This window comes from Marinomonas sp. (genome assembly GCF_965225885.1).
In the GTDB taxonomy this organism is placed as follows: Bacteria; Pseudomonadota; Gammaproteobacteria; order Pseudomonadales; family Marinomonadaceae; genus Marinomonas.
This window is the reverse complement of sequence record NZ_OZ245329.1, coordinates 2920784-2936284: the sequence shown is the minus strand read 5'-3', so window position 1 is coordinate 2936284 and position 15501 is coordinate 2920784. Positions and strand designations below refer to the sequence as shown.

Sequence of the window (15501 nt, the reverse complement as noted above, 5' to 3'; positions counted from 1 at the left end):
TTTTGTAGATTAACATCAGCATTGAATCATATTAACAATATGATCTTACTGTAGAGCTTAGATGTTGTTTACAGGAATAAACTCTACTGGCGCCATTGTCATGGCATCTAGTGGTGGAGCGAAGTCCGTAAGTGTAATGCCAGCAACAGCCGCTTTGTATTCTTCCAATGTTGGGAAGCGACCCAATATTGTAGAAAGTACAACGACTGGAGTGGAGCCAAGCAAAGACTCACCTTTTTTCTCTTTCGAATCTGCTACAACACGACCTTGGAACAATCGAGTAGAGGTAGCAATAACCGTATCGCCAGGTTCTGCCTTCTCTTGGTTACCCATGCACAAGTTACATCCAGGGCGTTCTAAGTACATGATGTTTTCGTATTTCGTGCGTGCTTCGCCTTTTGGTTTAGCATCATCAAATTCGAAGCCAGCATATTTCTTCAGAATATCCCAGTCACCTTCAGCTTTTAACTCATCAACAATGTTGTACGTAGGTGGCGCAACAACTAGAGGCACTTTGAATGATACGCTGCCATTTTGTTTTTCAAGGTTGCGAAGCATTTGAGCGATGATCTGCATGTCACCTTTGTGAACCATACAAGAACCAACAAAACCAAGATCAACAGGCTTATCTTTGTAGAAAGAAACTTGGCGAATCACATCGTGAGTGTAACGCTTAGATACGTCATCATTGTTTACATCTGGATCGGCAATCATTGGTTCAACGATTTCGTCAAGGTCAACGACTACGTCAGCGTAGTACTTAGCATTGTTATCAGGTACTAGCGCTGGTTGCTCGCCAGAAGTGATGCCTGCAATGCGCTTGTCAGCAAGAGCGATTAAGCCATGTAGAGTTTGTGCTTCATTTTCCATGCCTTTATCAATCATGATCTGAATGCGTTTTTTTGCTAACTCAAGGGATTGGATAAGAGTCTTGTCTTGAGAAATACAGATGGAAGCTTTCGCTTTCATCTCTGCCGTCCAGTCAGTAAAGGTGAACGCTTGGTCAGCCATCAGTGTGCCTATGTGCACTTCGATGACACGACCTTGGAATACGTTCTCGCCGCCAAACTGTTTAAGCATTTGGGCTTGTGTCGCATGTACAACGTCACGGAAATCCATGTAGCTTTTCATTTCGCCTTTAAAGGTTACTTTGACAGATTCAGGGATTGGCATAGTTGCTTCGCCTGTAGCAAGAGCCAACGCAACGGTTCCAGAATCGGCACCAAAAGCAACGCCTTTAGACATACGAGTATGAGAGTCACCACCAATGATGATCGCAGAGTCATCAACGGTAATGTCATTCAATACTTTATGAATAACGTCTGTCATTGGAGGGTAAACGCCTTTTGGATCACGACCTGTGATTAATCCAAATTTGTTCATGAAAGACATTAGCTTTGGAATGTTAGCTTGTGCTTTTGAATCCCAAACAGACGCTGTGTGACAGCCAGATTGGTAGGCACCGTCAACACTTGGAGAAATAACAGTGGCCGCCATAGACTCCAATTCTTGAGCCGTCATCAAACCAGTCGTATCTTGTGAACCGACGATGTTTACTTTAACGCGAACATCAGAGCCAGCGTGAAGTGCTTTTTTAGATTTCACACCCACTGCGTTTTTGTTGAAAATTTTCTCAACAGCCGTTAGGCCTTGATCATCGTTTGAAATTTCTTGTGCTGGAGCGTAAACAGTTGGTGTTGGGATGCCCAAAGTTTCAGCGGCAAAGGTTTGCAGCTTTTTACCAAAGACTACAGCGTATGAGCTGCCAGCTTTCATAAACTCAACTTGTTGAGGAGTGAAAGCGGAAGAAACATCAACCAATTCTTTATCACCGTTGTAAAGTTTCTTTTCTTTGGTGTTAATGGTTAAAACGGTGCCAGTTTCTACTGAGTAGGCTTGTTCAAGAACGGTGTCACCGTTAGCGTCAAGGACTGGTTTACCATTGGCATCTAGTTTCTTAACCCAGTTTTTCAGGTCTAGGCCAATACCGCCAGTAACACCCACAGTCGTCATGAAGATAGGGGAGATGCCGTTTGTGCCAGCAACAACTGGAGCAAAGTTCACGAATGGAATGTATGGGCTTGCTTGTTGACCTGCCCAAAGCGCAACATTATTGACACCAGACATACGCGAAGAACCAACGCCCATCGTGCCTTTTTCAGCGATAAGCATAACTTTCGCTGTTGGGTGTTTGATTTGTAATGCTTTGATTTCTTGTTGAGCTTCAGGTGTGATCATGCACTTGCCGTGAAGTTCACGGTCAGAGCGAGAGTGAGCTTGGTTGCCCGGAGATAGTAAATCTGTTGAGATATCGCCTTCAGCGGCAATGTAAGTTACCACTTCAATTTTTTCGCTGATGTCAGGAAGCTTAGTGAAAAACTCTGCTTTGGCGTAGCTCTCTAGAATGTCTTTAGCAATGGTGTTGCCAGCTTTGTAGGCTGATTCTAGGCGTTCCATATCTGCTTCGTATAGAAATACTTGAGTTTTTAAAACGTCAGCAGCAGGCGCCGCAATCGCAGAATCATCTGATAATGCAAGGTCAATTAATACTTCAACTGATGGGCCGCCTTTCATATGAGAAAGTAATTCTAGAGCAAACTCAGGTGAAATTTCTTTTACACTATTTTTGCCTAGGATGATTTCTTTCAAAAATTTTGCTTTAACGCCCGCAGCGCTTGTTGTGCCCGGCAAGGTGTTGTAGATAAAAAAGTTTAGAGATTCTTTGCGGTGTTCATGCCCTGCATCTTTGATTTGAGCGATGATTTCAGATAATAAATCGCCGTCATCAATTGGTTTAGGATGCAATCCTTGGCCTTTACGATTCTCTATTTCTTGTAAGTAGTCTAAATATAAGCTCATTTGCACCTCTGAATTATAATTTACGATAACGTTATGTGCTAATAATGGAATCTAGGTTGGCTATATTTGCTTCAAGAAAGCATAGCTAAACTGATTGTTTCATTCCTTGATTAGCGGTCTCTATACAGATCGTTTATTGTATCAAGAGGGGATTCAGTGAGTTCAATATCATACTGAATCCCCTAGTTTTTATTGTCGACTTTCAAACAACAGAGCCTAAAAAGTCGATTAGATATAAGTAAAATCAATTTAAACGATATTTTTATCATTTTTTGATGCACTTATTTTATAGAAAAAAATGGCTTAAAACTTACTATGCACCATAACAATTTCGAATAGGTGACATTTAGCGGAATTATTCTGATTTAGCTAAATCATCAGCTTGCTGAATAATCCTCACTACTCTAAATCCCCAATTGCTGGCTTTTAAATCGGGCTGAGCTCTATATCGAGTAGAGCTGCGACCAACTCTTGGAATATCAAACCAAGAACCACCTCGAAGCACTCTGTTATCACACTGATTTGCTAACCAGACCTGATTTTTAGTAGGCGCTCCGTCATAGGTGTCGTGATAGCAGTCTTCTACCCATTCTGCGACGTTACCGTGCATGTCAAATAAGCCTAGTGGATTACTTGCTTGGCTGCCAACTGGCGCCGACGATACACCGTCCCATTTGCTACCACAGCTGTCACAGACGCTATAGCCTTGTTTAACATTATCGCCATACCAGAAGGCAGTACTTGAATCGGCTCTGGCGGAATACTCCCATTCAATCTCTGTAGGCAATCTGTACTCTGCGTTTGTTTCACTAGATATCCACGCAGTATAGGCTTTGGCATCGTACCAACTAACATTAATGACTGGGTGTAGCCCTCGTCCCCAGCCATTGTCTGGAGGAAGCTCTCTATTCGTTGCTTTGGCGAATTTGTCATATTGGTCAAAGGTAACTTCATATTTACTGATGTAAAAACCATTAGGAATATCGACTTCATGAGCGGGTTTCTCATTGTCGTCACCCATATGACCTTGATCGCCCATAATAAAAGTCGCGGGTGGAATCTTTTCTATTTTAGGTGCGGTTCCGCCTGAAATAAGTGGTTCTTCCAATACCTGGGGCAGGGCTTCGAATGGTGTTTTTTCTTCAATTTCAGGCTGAATTATTTTGGGTGCAGCCATTTTTTTGGGAGGTGTTGCTTCTGGCCATAAAATAATAGCAGCGACAAGGCCTGTGGCAACAAAAGCGGCTGCACCAATAGTGACAGGTGATAGCGTGCGGGCATAGCGCTTAACAGCTCGTTTTGTTGCTGAGCTGTCACTGACCTCTGGTTTATAAAGATTGGCGCGAATAATTCGTATCACTTCCGCTAACGATTTAGGTCTATGACGCTCACTTTCGCGGCTCCATTTCAGTAAACGGCTCCATGTGGCGTCGCTTAAATTAGGGTGAGTATCTGGTAGGCCAGTGGCAAAATCTTTATCAAGAATAGATTCGCCCAATAACGCTGCCATCAAAAGCCGCATAAAAGCGAAACTGTCTGAGGTTGAGCTGCGTTGTTGCTCCTTTTTTAAATACTCTGGCGGGAAGAAGCGGGCATCCATTTCACTGTCTTCAATTCGCTTCATCCAGTTATGAGAACCAAACCCTGTCATCAAGCCTAAGCCATTAACGACATGAATGGAGCTCAAATCCAAATGGCCATGAAAAAGACCATTGCGATGAACTTGATCTAATGCTTTGGCTATGTTGTCGAATAAGCTTATGACGACATTAAGAGGCGCTCCGTCAGGGTATTTGCCTAAAAAGCTATAGAGATTCTCGCCGCCACAAACCGCAGAACATGAAAATACCCACAAATTAGAATAAAAGGGTGGGTAGTTTGGTGTGATTGCGGGGTGTTTGACGCTGGCATATTTTCTAGCATTTTGTAAGAAATCTTCGACCTTGCCTTTGTTCGATTGGAAGAAGCGTAAGACGAAAGGGCGTCCACCTTGATCTGCAACCCAAGTGGTTTTATGGCTATCCATAGGGTAGTTTAAAACATACGGATCGAGCTCGACGCCAACATGTTGGCCAATTTTTAGTTTTGTAGGGTCATAAAAATCATTCATTACGAATTTGATATCCAAATCAAGACGTTGCTGCCTAAGTGCTTAATACAGGGTATAATCACGTTTTTTAACATAAAAAGGTAGAGTAATGTTATCAGCGTATCCAGAGCTTGTTGAATTTCTTCCCTGTGAATCTCCTGCAACATGGGTAAATTGGGCTCTCGAGAATCAAACTCTGCTATTAAATGATCATGCTCACTGTGAAAAAAAAGCCGCTTCCACAGCCATGAGTTTAATGTATCGCTATGTTGATCGCGATAATTTACTTCATAAAATGTCTCGTTTGGCTCGTGAAGAATTATTGCACTTCGAACAAGTTCATAAAATCATGCGAAAACGCGACGTTGCCTATGATCATTTGTCGGCTTCACGCTATGCGGATGGCCTTCGCAAACACATTCGAACCCATGAACCTGCGCGTCTGGTTGATACTATGATTATCGGTGCTTTTGTTGAGGCGCGTTCTTGTGAGCGTTTTGCAGCTTTAGCTCCGCACTTGGATGAAGAGTTGTCGAAGTTTTATATATCATTGCTAAAATCTGAAGCAAGACACTTCGAAGACTACCTAGAGCTTGCAAAAGAGTATTCAAACGAACCGATTGATGATCGCGTGGCTTTTTTTCGCGATTTAGAAGAAAAACTTATTACAGAGCCTGATACAGAGTTTCGTATGCACAGTGGTCCACCAAGTCTGACGTGAGTTACAAAACGCCACAATCTACTTGTGTATCTTAATGGTGACTTTTAAGCAGGGTGCTACACTCATAGTATTGTCAGAGCTTCTGGAGAATATAATGGGCATACATAAGAGCGAAACCTTGCCTGATGTTACTTATTGGCTTGCATTAGAAATTGCAAAAGTAGACCCTGTGGTTGACTTAGATGTCATGTATAAAGGGTCTTTGGAATTGGATTTTTTATACCAATTGCTTACTTGTAAGGTGCAGCAACATTGGTGGCAAGCTTATGGTATCCAATTGAGTCCAGTGATTGTTAATAACGCTTTTTTTCGTGCTGTGGCGCTGTTACATAATCGAAATATTGAGTTCAGTCGATCTCGCAATTCAGAAGAGACGGTTTGGGTGCGTGAGCTTTTAAATCGTTAAATATCGATAAAAAATGCCAGCGTATGCTGGCATTTTTGTGTGGTAACTTTGCTAAACAACTATTGCGATATTCTAATAAAGTGCTTCTTTATGAACTGCTTCTAGTCCAGCAAATCCCTGATGCGAGAAATTTTCTACTGATGCCTTATATTGAGTGTAAAAATTGTCTTCAATAGTGGCGAGCCAAATAGAGTCATCCCAGTCACCGAGTACACACCGTAGATACTGATTGTCTTTATGAGCTTCAGGTCGATGTGTGTGTCCATGTATCAAGGTTTTACAGTGGTGTTTAGTTAAAGATTCTTCTACAGCTGACTTTGTGACATCTATAATCGCCATAGATTTTTCTGACGCCATAGATTTGCTGTCGTTGCGAAGTTGAGCAGCCAGTGCTATCCGTTGCTCGAGCGGCATTGCGAGAATATGTTTCTGCCATGCGCTAGAACGAACCGTTTTTCTGAAAGCTTGATACTCAGTATCTTCAAGGCAGTATTCGTCACCATGTGTTAATAGCACAGCACAGTCTTCAAGGGGGAGTTTAGTCTGTTCTTGAATAAGTGTAGCGCCAACACGGTTAACCCAATCACTGCCAATTAAGAAATCGCGGTTACCATGTAAAAAATACAGAGCAATTCCTGACTGAGAGATATCTGCCAAGGCGTTTTCTATTTGAGTATTCCAATCTGCCTTATAATCGTCACCGATCCAAGCTTCATAGAAGTCACCTAAAATATAAAGTTCTGCTTTCTCATCTCGTGCAATAAGCGCTTTGCTCATTTGTACAAACGCTCGGATAAGATCCGGGCGTTTGTCGCTTAAGTGCAGATCTGAAATGAAATAACGGATCATTAGTCTTCGCTTTTAACTAATTCAGCGCTTTCAATGATAACGTCTTCTGCAGGAACATCTTGGTGTCCAGACTTCATTGTTGTTTTCACTTCTTTGATTTTGTTTACTACGTCCATACCTGCAGTAACTTTACCAAATACTGCGTAACCCCAACCATCTGGCGTTTTGCTGCGGTGGTTTAGGAAGCTGTTATCAGCAACGTTAATGAAAAACTGTGCAGAAGCAGAATGTGGGTCCATGGTGCGAGCCATCGCTAATGTGCCAATTTCATTTTTAAGACCGTTATCTGCTTCGTTTTCAATTGCAGTACGAGATTCTTTTTGAGTCATACCTGGCTCGAAACCACCGCCTTGAACCATGAAACCATTGATTACACGGTGGAAAATTACGCCATCATAAAAACCTGAAGTGACATAGTCTTCGAAGTTCTTCGCTGACTTTGGTGCTTTTTCGTAATCTAGTTCAACGTGAATATCACCGTGGTTTGTATGTAAAATGATCATTGAATATTCCTTTGTTAGGTAAATCGTTATTAATGCTTAATCAATGTTGAGCATTTTATGTGTTTGTAAGCTAAGACGCCACCTTGGATGCGATAAACAATACTGTAAAGTGGCTTGTTGGGTGTCAATGAGTGGAATTTGATCCGCTATTAAGTGACTTTGATCCATAGGTTGCAGGTAAAAATGTTGAAAATCTAGATTTTCAAATAACTCGGGCGAGAGGTGTGATTGCGGATAAACCAGCTTGAGTTCGTCGCCTTTGTTTACAAGCAAAGGTTTAGCGGTTTTTGGGCTAACGCAGATCCAATCAATTCCTTGAGGTAAGGTCATGGTGCCATTTGTTTCAATGGCGATGGTGTAGCCATGTAGCTTCATTTGAGATATGAGGTCATCATCCAACTGAAGAGCCGGTTCACCGCCAGTAAACACAACGTATTTATGACCTTGGTTTTCAGGCCAAAGTGCGTCGATATGGGAGCGTAATTGTTCAGCTGTTTTAAATTTTCCGCCATGTTGCCCGTCTGTGCCGATAAAATCGGTGTCACAGAACTGGCATTCGGACTTGGCGCGAGTTTTTTCAAGACCAGACCATAAGTTGCAGCCGGTAAAACGACAAAATAGAGCAGGGCGTCCAGCGTGGGCACCTTCGCCTTGTAATGAATAAAAGGCTTCTTTAATAGAGTACATTTTGTTACACCAATTACATACTGACAAGCAGTGTCTCGAAAAACAGTTCGAGGTAAGGGTTATAACTTTAGTTGATAATTTAATCGCCAAATTGGGGATTTGTGGAACAAAAGCCAATCGGCACTAAAACAAACACACTAAAATCAGGAATAATTCTTTGTCTAACTTCTTGTTTAAGCTTCGTAATCCAGTGGATCTGTTTGGCCTTGTTCTGCAAACGCTTCTAAACGTTCGTAGCAAGCGCCACATTTACCACAAGATTTTTCGCGACCATTGTAACAAGTCCATGTATTGGCATAGTTAAGGTTCATATCCAATCCAGCTTTTAAGATCTCACCTTTTGAAGAATGTAGAAACGGCGTGACGATTTCGACAGACTGGTAATTGGCAATTTTTGATACCGCGTTCATGGCTCCCACAAATTCTGGACGGCAATCTGGGTAAATATGATGATCGCCAGAATGAGCACCGTAATAGACTTTGCCAGCTTCTAGTGATACCGCATAAGCAATCGCCATAGAAAGCAAAACCATGTTGCGATTAGGAACAACGGTAGACTTCATATTGTCGTCTTCATAATGGCCTTCTGGGATTTCTGTATCGCCGGTTAGCGATGAGTTCGCCATTAAGCTATTAATTGCGGTGATATCGACAACTTTATGGGAAATGCCTAATTCACGGCATACCTGTGTGGCGACTTCTAATTCTTTGCTGTGCTTTTGTCCGTAGTTAAAAGATAAAGCATAAACATCCAGTCCGTTTTGAATTGCTGTATTCAGAACGGTAAATGAATCCATTCCTCCCGAATACACAACGACGGCTTTTTCAGACATCATTTGGTTCCTCAAAAATAAGCCTAATTTGTTACTGCAAAAAAACAGTAACAAGGCGAGAGTTGATAAAGCGCGGAGTATAGCAGACAGGCAAACAATCAAAATAGAAATCTCAGAGGAAACAGAGCTTGTAACGGCTGGAATTTTGCGATATTTTTATATACGTAACTGGTTACCTATTTTTGGGTAGCCTTACTTTATTGTAAAAATTTTATTTGTTGGAAACTTCATGGAACAGTTCGGAGTACTGACACTTGGCAGTCGACTAAAGCGGTTAAGTGATCATTTGTTTATTCAAGTGCAAGAAATCTATTCCCAATGCGACATACCTATCTCGGCAACCTATTTCCCAATTCTTAGGCTGTTGCAGAAAACGGGGAGTTTATCAGTGATGGAAATTGCCGATCGCTTGCGCCTAAGTCATCCAGCGGTAAGTAAGCAAACCACCAAGATGATCAAAGAAAACTTGTTAGAGAAAACAGTCGATGAGCAAGATCAGCGAAGATCTTCCTTGTGTCTTTCTGAGTTTGGCCTAAGCGCTATGCAACGTGTAGAGCCAGTGTTACAGGAAATGGAAATCATCCTTGAAAAAATGACTGCTTTTTCTAGTGAAAATTTTATGGCTAGTTTGTCTATCTTAGAATCGCGGGTTTTAAATGGAAGCTTAGCGGATAAGGTGTTGGACCGCTTAGAGCCTATTGAAATTGTCTTGCTAGAAACGCAGCACGAAAAAGCGTTTTATGAGCTTAATATGGCTTGGCTTGAACGTTATTTTCCAGAGCAGATCGCCGAGAAAGACCGAAATATATTGCGAAACCCGCAACAAGAGATCATTCAGCAAGGCGGTGCTGTCTGGGTGGCGGTGCGTAAAAAGCAAGCGTTAGACTCTGTTGTCGGAACCATTGCGTTTGCTCCTGTGGGTGGCGGTACTTCAAGTGACAAAAGAGGGGAGGTGTTTAAATTATCTGTTGATGAGCATGCTCAAGGTAAAGGGATTGCTCAACGTTTGCTGTCCACGACGATTGATTTTGCTACTCAAGGTGGTTTTTCAACATTATCACTAGAAACGGCATCTTGTTTAGACGTAGCACGGCATCTTTATGATAAAAACGGTTTTGTTGAGAAACCATTTCCGATCCCTTCCTTGTACGCAAGAGCGGATGTCTATATGGAAAAATCATTAATATTGAAAACGAATTGAGATCCTTTATGAATACAATACAAGATATGCGGCGAGGTGCTGTAGCCTCCATTCCTATGATTATTGGTGGTATACCATTTGGTTTGCTGTTTGGTTCGTTAGCATCCAGTTATGGATTGAGTCCTTGGTTTGCTGTTGCTATGTCGGCCTTTGTGTTTGCTGGCTCTGCTCAATTTGTCGCGCTTGGCTTGATCGCATTACATGCACCCATCTGGGTAATTGTTTCGACCACTTTTATTGTCAATCTTCGCCATCTTTTATACGCCGCTGATTTGGTGAAATTCATAAAACATTTGCCTATGCCGATTCGAGTTATTATGGGCTTTGGCTTGATTGATGAAACCTATGCAGCGGTTCGCCCAATGTATGAGGTGGGATCAGCAAATGAAAAAAATGGCCATAAAGTCTACCTCGGTTCGTTTCTTTCCTTTTATGTGATGTGGAATGTGACCACCATTTTAGGTGTATTGTCTGGTGAACTTATTCCCGGTATGAGCGAATGGGGGTTGGAGTTCGCTATGGTTGCCACTTTCATAGGCATCATTACGCCATATCTGAAACATAAAGCCTTTTGGATGTGCTTGTTAAGTGCTGGTGTGTCTTCGATTATTCTATCTAATTTACCAAATAATTTAGGCCTGCTGGTCTCTGCAGTGATAGGTGTTGCGGTGGGATATTTTGCAGATACTTCCGCGAAAACGATTTCAAATTCGGACGAAGGCGTTCAAGAGGTAAGCAAATGACATTGTGGCAAGGAGTTCTGATTATTCTGGGTATGTTTATCGTGACCTTTGGAGTGCGGTTTGTTTTGTTTGCACGAGCAGATAAAGTTGTCATGCCTGCTTTTATTGAAAAAGCGTTGAAGTTTGTGCCTGTTGCAGTCTTAACGGCCATCATCACGCCGATGATTTTGATGCCGAATCAGTATATGGATTTTTCGTTATCAAATCCATGGTTATTGGGCGCGTTAGCGGCTTTTATCGTCGGTATTTGGCGTCAGCAGCAATTGCTAACTATTCTAGTGGGCGTTTTGGTTTTTTTCGTGGCGAAATACGGATTTTCATTATAAAAAAGGGAAAAACACTGAAAAGATTTTCTGCTCAATATCCCATGCAAACCTAAATACTATATACTTGCCGATCAAAGTAACAATATTGTTAGACCAACACTTATCGGGACTTACATCAAACATGTCAGAAACGTCTAAACCAGGTAATTTCATTACCCAAATCATTGATAAAGATAACGAATCAGGCAAGCATGGCGGTAAGGTTCTTACTCGCTTTCCACCTGAACCAAATGGCTACTTACACATTGGTCATGCTAAATCTATTTGCCTTAATTTTGGCTTAGCGCAGCGTTACAACGGTCAATGTAATCTACGTTTCGATGACACTAACCCAGAGAAGGAAAGTGTTGAATACATTGAATCTATTAAGCGTGATGTTGAATGGCTTGGTTTTGAATGGAAGGGCGAACCTAAGTTTGCTTCAGACTATTTTGATCAGTTGTTTGATTTTGCCGTGCAGCTTATTCAGGCAGGCAAAGCTTATGTCTGTGAGCTAAACGCTGAACAAATGCGCGAATACCGTGGCACCTTAAAAGAGCCAGGTAAAAACAGCCCATTCCGCGATCGCACCGTTGAAGAAAATATGACCATTTTTATGGACATGAAAAACGGTAAGTACAAAGATGGCGAAGTGGTTTTGCGTGCCAAAATCGATATGGCGAGCCCAAACATCAATATGCGTGATCCGATCATTTATCGGGTGCGTCATGTACATCATCACCAAACAGGTGACAAATGGTGTGTCTATCCAATGTATGACTTCACTCATTGCTTGTCTGATGCTTTGGAAAATATTACGCATTCAGTGTGTACGTTGGAATTTCAAGATCATCGTCCTTTGTACGATTGGGTATTGGATACACTAAAAACAGCTCATCCGCAGCAAATCGAATTTGCTCGCTTGAACTTAAACTACACAGTGACAAGTAAGCGTAAATTGAAACAGTTAGTGGATGAAAAACATGTTCATGGCTGGGATGATCCACGTATGCCAACTATCTCTGGCTTGCGTCGTCGCGGTTATACATCTTTGTCCATCCGTAACTTCTGTGAGCGCATTGGTGTGACCAAGTCTGACAGTGTTGTTGATGTTGGCATGTTAGAACACGCCATTCGTGAAGATTTGGATGCGAGCGCTAATCGCGCCATGGTTGTTCTTAATCCTATTAAGGTAACTTTGACTAACTACCCAGCTGACAAAGAAGAAATCTTCACAGTGAGTAATCATCCTAAAAACGAAGAAGCGGGCACGCGTGAAGTGCAGTTCAGCAAAGATTTATATATAGACGCTGCTGATTTTGCTGAAGTGCCTCCTCGTAAATGGAAACGTTTAACGCTTGATGGTGCTGTTCGTCTTCGTGGTGGTTACGTGATTACTTGCGATGAAGCGATTAAAAACGAAGCGGGCGAAGTCGTCGAGCTACTATGTCGCTATGATGAAAAAACGCTTGGTGTGAATCCAGAAGATTATAAACCAAAAGGTGTGATTCATTGGGTGAGTGCAAAACATGCGGTAGACGCGACAGTGAATCTTTATGATCGTTTGTTCGTCAATGAAGCACCTGATGCCAATTACGAAGACAAAACCTTCTTGGACTTTATTAACCCTGAGTCTTTGACAGTATTAACAAATGCGAAGGCAGAACCTTCTTTGTTGGTGTCTGAAAAAGGTCAAGGTTTTCAGTTTGAGCGAGAAGGGTATTTTTGTCGCGACTTGAAAGAAGAAGGTGTGGTGTTTAACCGCACTGTGACGTTACGTGATTCTTGGGCGAAAATTGAAGCAAAAGGAAATTAAGTACATGTTGAAGGTTTACAACACCCTTAGTGGGAAGAAAGAAATTTTCAAACCAATTGAAGAAGGTAAAGTGGGCATGTATGTCTGTGGCAACACGGTATACGACTTCTGCCACATTGGTCATGCTCGTGCGATGATTTCCTTTGATATTATTTCGCGTTTTATTCGCCATCTTGGCTATGAGCTGACTTATGTTCGCAATATTACCGATGTTGACGACAAGATCATTAAGCGTGCAGAAGAAAATAACGAGTCAACGCAGTCTTTAACTGAGCGTATGATCGCTGCGCAGCGTGAAGATGAATTGCGTCTTGGTAACAAAATGCCGGATCGTGAGCCAAAAGCTACTGAATTCATGCAAGAAATAATCGATATGGTGCAAACCCTTATCGATAAGGGGTTTGCTTATCAGGGAACTTCTGGTGATGTTTACTACCGAGCAACTAAGTTTAAAGATTACGGTAAATTAAACAACCGTAAGCTTGAAGATATGTTGGCTGGCGCGCGTATTGATGTTGAAGTAGCCAAAGAGCATCCGGCGGATTTTGTTTTGTGGAAACAAGCAAAAGCTGGCGAAGTGTCTTGGCCTTCTCCTTGGGGTGATGGTCGCCCTGGTTGGCACATTGAATGTTCTGCTATGTCGACTAATTGTCTTGGTAGTCATTTTGATATTCATGGTGGCGGGCCTGATCTTAAGTTTCCGCATCATGAAAACGAAATTGCTCAGTCAGAAGCGGCGACAGGCAAGGACTATGTAAACTATTGGATGCACTGTGGTGCGGTTCGAGTTAACAACGAAAAAATGTCCAAGTCTTTGGGGAACTTTTTCACGGTACGTGATGTGTTGGCTAAGTTTAATCCTGAGGTGGTTCGTTACCTGATGGTTTCAAGCCAATATCGCAGTGCGATTGATTACTCAGATCAAAGTTTGCTAGAGGCAAAAGTTGCTTTAGAGCGTCTTTACACTGCATTGCGCCAACAACCGGTTGCTGAGTCATTTGAGCCTACAATCTTCACTGAGCGTTTTGAAGAGGCCATGAAAGATGACTTCAACACAGCGGTTGCTGTTTCTGTTTTGTTTGAGCTGGTTCGTGAGCTCAATAAAGCGAAAACAGAAGATGCGGATAAAGCGTTAGTGTTGGCCGCAGAGTTACGCTCTTTGGCAGAATTGCTTGGCTTGTTGTTTCAAGATCCAGAGTATTTTTTGCAAAACAGCACTGTATCTGAAGGGTTGGATGAAGCTGCAATACAGGTCTTGATTGACGAAAGAACGCAAGCTCGTAAAGATAAAAACTTTGCTCGCAGCGATGAAATTCGCGATGAACTGGCTAGCCAAGGAATTGAGCTTCTCGATAGCCGAGAAGGCACGACTTGGACCAGAAGTTGAAGTGGTAAGTTTAAAATAATAAAAAAGGCGATGGGATCATCGCCTTTTTTATTAAGTAACTAAATAACGCTAGCGCTAGTTAGTCTTTGTCTTTTATCACTTTAACGGCTAATACGTCGCATGGGGCGCCGTGAAGAACGCCATTAGCTGTAGAGCCGAGTAACAGAGCTAGGCCATGACGGCCGTGACTTCCTACAACAATCAGGTCAACGCGTTTTTCTTCAGCAATGCGGTGTATTTCGCTTTCTATTCCGCCTTGAGATATGCAGCTTTCTTGAACGGGAACGTCTAATTGAGCCTCAAGAATGGCGATACGTTCTTTGGCTGTTTCTTGTAATTGTGCTTGGATATCTGTGATATCGATGGGTACATCACCACCATAGGCGTAATTGAGTGATTCAATGACATGAAGTATGGTAAGTTCCGCACCCGTTGCTTTGCAGAGCGCAACGGCTTTGTTAGCTACCTTTATACTTTCATCGGTTAGGTCAACAGCAAGTAGAATTCTGCTATACATCATAGAACACCTCCAAATTTGGCTCGATTAATTTATTTTAGTTTAAAACTAGAGAGACATTAAAATATGACCGCTCTTATTGTTATTTTTATTACACTTTCTTTAATGGGGTCAGCGTTATGGATTATGCCTCCAAAAAAAGAGCGTCAACGCATGGCTTTACGTATGCATGCTCGAAAACTTGGTCTTACTGTTCAGCTTACATCAATTGACCTCCCTGACAAGTGGGATAAATCAATGAATAGGAAAAAAACGATTGCCTATTCTTTTTATCGACTAAAGCCTGTAACTTCCTTGCCTGATTGTATTTGGCTGCTACCTTATGAAGTGTGGAAATATAATGCCTTGCCTGATGGGTGGTGGTCTAGTGAATTATTTGCATTAACGTCAGAGGCTAAAAAAATATTGGAAAAGCATAGATCGTTGTTGGTAGGAATAAAAATCGCGCCAGAGAGTGTGTCATTGTATTGGGATGAATCTGGTGACGAGGCGGTTTTGGAGGAATTGGCGAGACTTATAAACTCATTAGTAGAGTTAAAAAGCGTCACTGCATAGCGTGACGCTCGGTAAAATGAGAATTAGCCG

General features: G+C 42.1%; 15 protein-coding genes. 8 read left to right on the top strand and 7 right to left on the bottom strand.

Translation table 11 applies throughout. From position 1 onward, the window contains the following. Positions 1–57: 57 nt before the first annotated feature. Positions 58–2859, bottom strand: coding sequence for a bifunctional aconitate hydratase 2/2-methylisocitrate dehydratase (locus ACO05V_RS14030; protein ID WP_421852563.1), 2802 nt, complete (start codon positions 2857–2859; stop codon positions 58–60). A 355-nt stretch (positions 2860–3214) separates the two neighbouring features. Then, positions 3215–4969: an SUMF1/EgtB/PvdO family nonheme iron enzyme gene (locus ACO05V_RS14025; RefSeq protein WP_421852560.1), complete on the bottom strand. Its 1755-nt coding sequence runs from the start codon at positions 4967–4969 to the stop codon at positions 3215–3217. Between the two features lie 88 nt (positions 4970–5057). On the opposite strand from ACO05V_RS14025, the gene ACO05V_RS14020 reads away from it, so the two are divergent. Next, the gene (locus ACO05V_RS14020) at positions 5058–5669 is read left to right on the top strand and encodes a tRNA-(ms[2]io[6]A)-hydroxylase (RefSeq protein WP_421852557.1); all 612 of its coding nucleotides are present in this window, start codon (positions 5058–5060) and stop codon (positions 5667–5669) included. Positions 5670–5763: 94 nt separating this feature from the next. Next, positions 5764–6075, top strand: coding sequence for a hypothetical protein (locus tag ACO05V_RS14015; RefSeq protein WP_421852554.1), 312 nt, complete (start codon positions 5764–5766; stop codon positions 6073–6075). Positions 6076–6147: 72 nt separating this feature from the next. Here ACO05V_RS14015 and ACO05V_RS14010 read toward each other — a convergent pair whose 3' ends face one another. From ACO05V_RS14010 to queC, 4 genes are all read right to left on the bottom strand, one after another. Further along, the gene (locus ACO05V_RS14010) at positions 6148–6924 is read right to left on the bottom strand and encodes a UDP-2,3-diacylglucosamine diphosphatase (protein ID WP_421852551.1); all 777 of its coding nucleotides are present in this window, start codon (positions 6922–6924) and stop codon (positions 6148–6150) included. Continuing rightward, positions 6924–7427 carry a peptidylprolyl isomerase gene (locus tag ACO05V_RS14005; protein ID WP_421852548.1) on the bottom strand — a complete coding sequence of 168 codons (504 nt, stop codon included), beginning with the start codon at positions 7425–7427 and terminating at the stop codon, positions 6924–6926. Before ACO05V_RS14005 ends, ACO05V_RS14010 begins: the two co-directional genes overlap by 1 nt. 36 nt (positions 7428–7463) lie before the next feature. After that, complete coding sequence (queE, locus tag ACO05V_RS14000; protein ID WP_421852545.1) at positions 7464–8114, bottom strand: 7-carboxy-7-deazaguanine synthase; 651 nt, start codon at positions 8112–8114, stop codon at positions 7464–7466. A 173-nt stretch (positions 8115–8287) separates the two neighbouring features. Next, positions 8288–8947 (bottom strand): 7-cyano-7-deazaguanine synthase QueC, encoded by a 660-nt coding sequence (queC, locus tag ACO05V_RS13995; protein WP_421856972.1) that lies wholly within the window; start codon positions 8945–8947, stop codon positions 8288–8290. Between the two features lie 229 nt (positions 8948–9176). Here queC and ACO05V_RS13990 point away from each other — a divergent pair, with 229 nt between their 5' ends. The 5 genes from ACO05V_RS13990 (at position 9177) to cysS (ending at position 14399) form a co-directional block, all read left to right on the top strand. Further along, on the top strand, positions 9177–10148 hold the full coding sequence (locus ACO05V_RS13990; protein ID WP_421852542.1) for a bifunctional helix-turn-helix transcriptional regulator/GNAT family N-acetyltransferase: 972 nt from the start codon (positions 9177–9179) through the stop codon (positions 10146–10148). Positions 10149–10156: 8 nt separating this feature from the next. Then, positions 10157–10891, top strand: coding sequence for an AzlC family ABC transporter permease (locus tag ACO05V_RS13985; RefSeq protein WP_421852539.1), 735 nt, complete (start codon positions 10157–10159; stop codon positions 10889–10891). Next, positions 10888–11217 (top strand): AzlD domain-containing protein, encoded by a 330-nt coding sequence (locus ACO05V_RS13980; RefSeq protein WP_421852536.1) that lies wholly within the window; start codon positions 10888–10890, stop codon positions 11215–11217. Before ACO05V_RS13985 ends, ACO05V_RS13980 begins: the two co-directional genes overlap by 4 nt. Positions 11218–11338: 121 nt before the next feature. Beyond that, a complete protein-coding gene (locus tag ACO05V_RS13975; RefSeq protein ID WP_421852533.1) occupies positions 11339–13012 on the top strand; it encodes a glutamine--tRNA ligase/YqeY domain fusion protein in 1674 nt (557 codons plus the stop codon). 4 nt (positions 13013–13016) lie between these two features. Next, complete coding sequence (gene cysS / locus ACO05V_RS13970; protein ID WP_421852530.1) at positions 13017–14399, top strand: cysteine--tRNA ligase; 1383 nt, start codon at positions 13017–13019, stop codon at positions 14397–14399. A gap of 79 nt (positions 14400–14478) precedes the next feature. Here cysS and ACO05V_RS13965 read toward each other — a convergent pair whose 3' ends face one another. Further along, a complete protein-coding gene (locus ACO05V_RS13965) occupies positions 14479–14919 on the bottom strand; it encodes a universal stress protein (RefSeq protein ID WP_421852527.1) in 441 nt (146 codons plus the stop codon). Positions 14920–14982: 63 nt separating this feature from the next. Here ACO05V_RS13965 and ACO05V_RS13960 point away from each other — a divergent pair, with 63 nt between their 5' ends. After that, positions 14983–15471, top strand: a complete 489-nt coding sequence (locus ACO05V_RS13960; protein ID WP_421852524.1) for a hypothetical protein — start codon at positions 14983–14985, stop codon at positions 15469–15471. The last annotated feature ends 30 nt before the right edge of the window (positions 15472–15501 follow it).

What these genes read in the sequence shown, in the direction of transcription:
- ACO05V_RS13990 (WP_421852542.1), top strand. Translation starts at nt 9,177, where the DNA reads ATGGAACAGTTCGGAGTACTGACACTTGGCAGTCGACTAAAGCGGTTA.
- ACO05V_RS14005 (WP_421852548.1), bottom strand. Translation starts at nt 7,427, where the DNA reads ATGATCATTTTACATACAAACCACGGTGATATTCACGTTGAACTAGAT.
- ACO05V_RS14015 (WP_421852554.1), top strand. Translation starts at nt 5,764, where the DNA reads ATGGGCATACATAAGAGCGAAACCTTGCCTGATGTTACTTATTGGCTT.
- ACO05V_RS14010 (WP_421852551.1), bottom strand. Translation starts at nt 6,924, where the DNA reads ATGATCCGTTATTTCATTTCAGATCTGCACTTAAGCGACAAACGCCCG.
- ACO05V_RS13965 (WP_421852527.1), bottom strand. Translation starts at nt 14,919, where the DNA reads ATGATGTATAGCAGAATTCTACTTGCTGTTGACCTAACCGATGAAAGT.
- queE (WP_421852545.1), bottom strand. Translation starts at nt 8,114, where the DNA reads ATGTACTCTATTAAAGAAGCCTTTTATTCATTACAAGGCGAAGGTGCC.
- cysS (WP_421852530.1), top strand. Translation starts at nt 13,017, where the DNA reads ATGTTGAAGGTTTACAACACCCTTAGTGGGAAGAAAGAAATTTTCAAA.
- queC (WP_421856972.1), bottom strand. Translation starts at nt 8,947, where the DNA reads ATGTCTGAAAAAGCCGTCGTTGTGTATTCGGGAGGAATGGATTCATTT.
- ACO05V_RS13960 (WP_421852524.1), top strand. Translation starts at nt 14,983, where the DNA reads ATGACCGCTCTTATTGTTATTTTTATTACACTTTCTTTAATGGGGTCA.
- ACO05V_RS14030 (WP_421852563.1), bottom strand. Translation starts at nt 2,859, where the DNA reads ATGAGCTTATATTTAGACTACTTACAAGAAATAGAGAATCGTAAAGGC.
- ACO05V_RS13980 (WP_421852536.1), top strand. Translation starts at nt 10,888, where the DNA reads ATGACATTGTGGCAAGGAGTTCTGATTATTCTGGGTATGTTTATCGTG.
- ACO05V_RS13975 (WP_421852533.1), top strand. Translation starts at nt 11,339, where the DNA reads ATGTCAGAAACGTCTAAACCAGGTAATTTCATTACCCAAATCATTGAT.
- ACO05V_RS14020 (WP_421852557.1), top strand. Translation starts at nt 5,058, where the DNA reads ATGTTATCAGCGTATCCAGAGCTTGTTGAATTTCTTCCCTGTGAATCT.
- ACO05V_RS13985 (WP_421852539.1), top strand. Translation starts at nt 10,157, where the DNA reads ATGAATACAATACAAGATATGCGGCGAGGTGCTGTAGCCTCCATTCCT.
- ACO05V_RS14025 (WP_421852560.1), bottom strand. Translation starts at nt 4,969, where the DNA reads ATGAATGATTTTTATGACCCTACAAAACTAAAAATTGGCCAACATGTT.